At 59.3% G+C, this 5,459-nt stretch carries 2 protein-coding genes and 2 pseudogenes; 2 read left to right on the forward strand and 2 right to left on the reverse strand.

The window, feature by feature from the left end; all coding sequences use genetic code 11:
• Positions 1-3,085: pseudogene (gene rne, locus G113_RS18805) on the reverse strand (ribonuclease E); the annotation flags it as partial.
• Positions 3,086-3,498: 413 nt separating this feature from the next.
• Here rne and rluC point away from each other — a divergent pair.
• Positions 3,499-4,444 (forward strand): annotated as a pseudogene (gene rluC, locus G113_RS18810) (23S rRNA pseudouridine(955/2504/2580) synthase RluC).
• Positions 4,441-5,100, forward strand: coding sequence for an HAD family hydrolase (locus G113_RS18815; protein WP_161618927.1), 660 nt, complete (start codon positions 4,441-4,443; stop codon positions 5,098-5,100). The pseudogene rluC and the gene G113_RS18815 overlap by 4 nt, the downstream one beginning before the upstream one ends.
• A gap of 192 nt (positions 5,101-5,292) precedes the next feature.
• On the opposite strand, the gene G113_RS18820 is transcribed toward G113_RS18815, so the two are convergent.
• On the reverse strand, positions 5,293-5,459 hold a 167-nt coding region (locus G113_RS18820; RefSeq protein ID WP_005909004.1), incomplete at its 5' end, for a Maf family protein.

Consider the following 5,459-nt stretch of genomic DNA (forward strand, 5'->3'; position numbering starts at 1 on the left):
ACCGGCGGAGCGTACAGCCGGTGTGGCAGCAGGCTTGGCCACCGCAGCTGCGACAGGCGCCGCCACTGGGGCTTCTTGCTCTTCTACCGCAGCCACAACCACAGGGGTTTCGACTTCGACAGGGGCAACCACTGGCGCGGCTTCCACCTTGGCTTCAACAGCTTCGACCTTCACTTCAGGCTGAACGGTTTCCACCACGGCCGGCGCTACTGGCTCAACGATAGCATCGCTCTGAACCTGAACCTGAACCTCGGCAGAGGCTTGCGCCACGATCGGCGTCTCAACCTGAGTCTCAGCGACGACGAGGGGCTGCGGTTTCAGCAACCTCGACCTGAGTTGGCTCTGCCGTCACCACTGGTGCGGCTTCGACCATGTCGACCGGGGCAGTCTGAACGACAGCAGCTGGCTCTGCCTGCGCGACGACAGGGGCGACCGGCTCGCTGACCACCGCTTTACTGGTATCAACGAAAGGCACTTCCGGCAGGTGGTGATCATTGTCAATCACGGCGTGTTCTACCAGAGCGGCAGATGCCTGAGTCGCGGCGGCAACGGCATCATGGCTCAGGGGAGCAAGCTGGGTCAGGGGCTCATTGCTCTGGACCTGGGGCTGTTCCTCTTCGCGCTGGCTGCGAGCATCTTCGTTGATGCGCTTGCGACGCTGACCTTCGCTCCGCGAGCCACGGGGGTTACGGCGGGAGCGACGCTGGCCGTCCTGCTCATCACCCTGCTCGGCATCACTCCCTTCGGCAGCGTCTACCGGCTCAACTGGCAGTTCGGCCTGAGGCCCATCGACCCGGATCTGCTTGCGCAGTTGGCGACGTTCACGGCGTTCGGCGACGATCAGCTCCTTCTCCTGGTGGATCTCTTGTTGAGTATCAACCGGGGTCTGCAGCGGTTCGGCGGCGATGGCCTGAACCTCAAGCTCGGCACGGGGTTCACGAGGCTGGCGAGGTTCACGCTCACCACGAGGCTCGCGAGGTTGACGCGGCTCACGGGGTTGGCGAGGTTCACGCTCGACCCGGGCTTCGCGATCCTGACGTGGTTCACGCTCGGCACGGGGCTCGCGCGGCTGGCGAGGTTCACGTTCCTGACGCGGTTCGCGATCCTGACGTGGCTCACGCTCGGCACGGGGTTCGCGCTCTGTGCGGGCAGCTTGCTCCGGACGCGGTTCACGCTCTTTACGCGGACGACGGGCACGATTGTCACCCTGCTCGCCACTCTTGGCGTCACGGCGCTGCTCATTGTTGTCGTTGCGATTGCGGTTTCCCTGGCCTTGGCGGGGGCGGCGCTCATCACGTTGATGACGATGAGGCTCTTCCTTGCGGGCTTCGGTTTGAGCCGGTGCCGCTGGTTTGGCGTCGGTGGCTGCCGGGCTGCTGGCGAAGAGGCCGGCGATGGCTTTGAACAGCTTGCTCACCAGACCTGCTTCGGCCACGGCGGGTGCCGCAACAGGGGCGGCAGCCTGAGGGGCTACGGCCGCAGGGGCTGGTTGAGCTGGCTGGATGAAGCCCTGCAGCAGCGGCTGTTCCCGCTCGACCACCTGGGTCTGCTTGGGTTGATAGACCGGCTTGGCGACTTCGGTTTTCAGCTCATAGCTCACCGCTTCGGCGATCTCATTCTTGCGAATGCGGGTCACTTCGTAGTGAGGGGTTTCCAGATGCTGATTGGGGATGATGTAGAGGCGAACCTCGTTACGCTGCTCGAGGCTGGCGATGGAGCTGCGTTTCTCGTTGAGCAGGTAGGCGGCAACATCCACCGGCACCTGGGCATGAACCTGTTCGGTATTGTCCTTGAGCGCCTCTTCTTCGATAAGACGCAGGATAGAGAGGGCCAGTGATTCGTTGTCACGGATCACACCCTGCCCCTGGCAACGAGGGCAGATATGACTGCTGGATTCGTTGAGGGAGGGGCGCAGACGCTGGCGGGACATCTCCAGCAGACCGAAGCGGGAGATACGGCCGAGCTGGATACGGGCTCTGTCTTGATGCACGGCTTCACGCAGACGGTTTTCCACTTCGCGCTGATGGCGAACCGGGGTCATGTCGATGAAGTCGATGACGATCAGACCACCCAGGTCACGCAGGCGCAGTTGGCGAGCAATCTCGTCGGCCGCTTCCAGGTTGGTTTGCAGCGCCGTCTCTTCGATATCGCCACCCTTGGTTGCCCGGGAGGAGTTGATATCGATGGAGGTCAGGGCCTCGGTCGGATCGATGACGATGCTGCCGCCGGAAGGCAGACGCACTTCACGCTGGAAGGCAGACTCAATCTGGCTCTCAATCTGGAAGTGGTTGAACAGCGCCACGTCACCCTGGTACAGCTTCACGCGATTGAGGAAATCGGGGCGAACCAGTTCGATATGTGCCTTGGCACGCTCGAAGATGACGGGGTTATCGATCAGGATCTCGCCGACATCGCGACGCAAATAGTCACGAATGGCACGCACGATCACGTTGCTTTCCTGATGGATGAGCACGGGAGCGTTGCGTTGCAAGGAGGCCTTGTGGATGGAATCCCAGTGGTTGAGCAGGACGTTCAGATCCCAGGAGAGTTCCTCGGGGGATTTACCAACACCGGCGGTACGCACGATCAGGCCCATGCCTTCCGGCACAGTCAGACCCGACAGGGCCTCTTTCAGTTCGGTGCGCTCATCACCCTCGATACGGCGCGAGATGCCACCGGCGCGGGGGTTGTTCGGCATCAGTACCAGGTAGCTGCCGGCCAGACTGATAAAGGTAGTGAGGGCTGCACCTTTGGTACCACGCTCTTCTTTATCGATCTGAACGATCACTTCCTGGCCTTCGCGGACCACTTCTTTGATGTTGGGACGACCCTGATAGGAGTAACCGGAGGGGAAATAATTGCGGGCGATCTCCTTTAACGGCAGGAAACCGTGGCGCTCGGCGCCGTAGTCGACAAAAGCAGCTTCGAGACTGGGTTCTACGCGGGTGATTCGGCCCTTGTAGATGTTTGCTTTTTTCTGCTCGTGTCCCGGACTTTCAATATCCAAATCATAGAGCTGTTGTCCGTCAACCAGCGCTACGCGCAACTCCTCTTCCTGAGTCGCGTTGATTAGCATTCTTTTCATTGAGTTCTCATTATTTTGTCATTTTGATTTCCTCCACAGGATCCCGCCGGCGCCGGCCTCGGGTCTTCAGCATACTTGGGCAACCTCCCGGTTGGGGTACGCATGAGGCGCAAACTAAGGGCGCTCTGGTTCAACCTTCTCGAGAAGAGATGAATAAGGGATGCCGGTGTGGAGACAAATAGCCGATTTTGTTTGCGTTCTCCATACGCTGTACCTCGCACCCGGGGACCGTCATGTTCTTGTAGACACGGTGTTTCGGGATTGGGTGGCATAATTTTTGGCCACTTAGTACAAGGCTTGAACACAATGACAAAACCTTGTTTATTATCCCATTTAAACCACTTTTATAGCAAGGTGCCATTTTTCAACAAAGCATGGAGCCAAGGGGCCCGCGGGGTGTTAAAATCCCCGCCATGACACAGATACAACAGCAAGTGCAGCTGCTCACCATCGAAGCTGAGCATGAAGGGCAGCGCATCGACAATTTTCTCAAGACTCAGTTAAAGGGCGTCCCCAAGAGCCTGATCTATCGCATCCTTCGCAAAGGGGAGGTGCGCGTCAACAAAAAGCGCATCAAACCTGAATACAAACTCATCTGCGGTGACGAGGTGCGGGTGCCTCCCGTGCGCGTTGCCGAGAAGAACGAACTGCCCTCGGCCAACCTTGGCAGCATCCAGCGCCTGGAGAGCCAGATCCTGTTTGAAGATGACGCCATGATAGTGCTCAACAAGCCGTCCGGCATGGCTGTGCACGGCGGCAGTGGCTTGAGCTTTGGTGTTATTGAAGGGCTGAGGGCCCTGCGCCCGGAAGCCCGCTTCCTGGAGCTGGTACATCGCCTCGATCGCGACACTTCAGGCGTGCTGCTGGTTGCCAAGAAGCGCAGCGCCCTGCGCAGCCTGCACCGAGCAGCTGCGCATCAAGACCATGCGCAAGCAGTATCTGGCACTGGTGCGTGGCAAATGGCAGTCTCATGTCAAGGTGGTCAATGCGCCGCTGCGCAAAAACGACCTGCAATCTGGCGAACGGGTAGTGCGAGTCACGGCCGATGGCAAGCCATCGGAGACACGCTTTAGGATCGCGCGCCAATTTGCCGAGGCAACTCTGATCGAGTGCAGCCCGATCACCGGCCGAACTCACCAGATCCGGGTGCATACCCAGCATGCGGGCCACCCCATCGCGTGCGATGACAAATATGGTGAAGCGGCCTTTGACGAGAAAATGCGCAGCCAAGGGCTAAAACGTCTGTTCTTGCATGCCTGGAAGCTCACCTTTACCCATCCGGTCGATGGCCGTGAGGTATTGATCGAGGCGCCGCTGGCGCCTGAGCTCGACAGCTTCCTCAACAAGCTGGCACGCTGATGGCTATCCGGCTCGCAATCTTTGACTGGGATGGCACCCTGATGGACTCCATCGGGCGTATCGTCACCTGCGTCGAGCTGGCTGCCAGCGACTGCGGCCTGCCGATGCCGACGCAGCAGCAAACTCAGCAGATCATTGGCTTGAGTCTGGGCGTTGGGCTGGCGGGGCTGTTTGGGCTGGAGGAGGGGAGTGAATCCTGCGATCGCCTGGTTGATCGTTATCGGTACCATTACCTCCATGATAATACCCCCAGCCCCTTGTTTGATGGCGTCACCGAATTGCTCCATGACTGGCATGGGCGTGGCGTATTGCTGGCGGTGGCCACAGGCAAGTCACGGCGAGGTCTGGACAGAGTGCTGGACGAGACAGGATTGAGACCCTTGTTTGCTGCCAGTCGCGGCGCAGACGAGGCGAACTCCAAACCCGATCCCCTGATGCTCAGGCAGTTGCTCGATGAGCTCAAGGTGCCCGTCAACGAGGCGGTGATGATAGGGGACTCGATCCACGATCTCGGCATGGCAAAGGCGCTTGGTATGGCGAGTATCGGAGTGACCTGGGGTGTCCATGACAAGGCACGTCTGGCCGAGTTCGAGCCAGTACTGATGGCCGACACCATGGCGCAGCTGCGCGGGCCTTCGATTAGGTTTATCCCGTGATGTTTCACGCAAGGGTGATGCGTCTGTAATAACACCTGACAAGAGAGCGCTTTGGCGCTCTTTTGTCATTTACACCGCCTTGTCTCTGCTGATAACGCAGTTTGGGTCAATGTCGGTCGACATGATCAAGGTTGGGATGTCTCGGTGATCAAGCAACTGAAAATACCTGATCAGGGCTGCCGTGATGATGGATCAGGGAAGAGAGTGACCATGGCAGGCCAGCATCTCAACCAGACCGATCAACGGCAAGCCGATCAGCGAATTGGGATCGCGTCCCTCTAACGCCTTGAACAGCACTATGCCGAGCCCTTCACACTTGAAGCTTCCGGCGCAATCCAGTGGCTGTTCAGCCTCGACGT

This window comes from Aeromonas molluscorum 848, assembly GCF_000388115.1.
Lineage (GTDB): Bacteria > Pseudomonadota > Gammaproteobacteria > Enterobacterales > Aeromonadaceae > Aeromonas > Aeromonas molluscorum.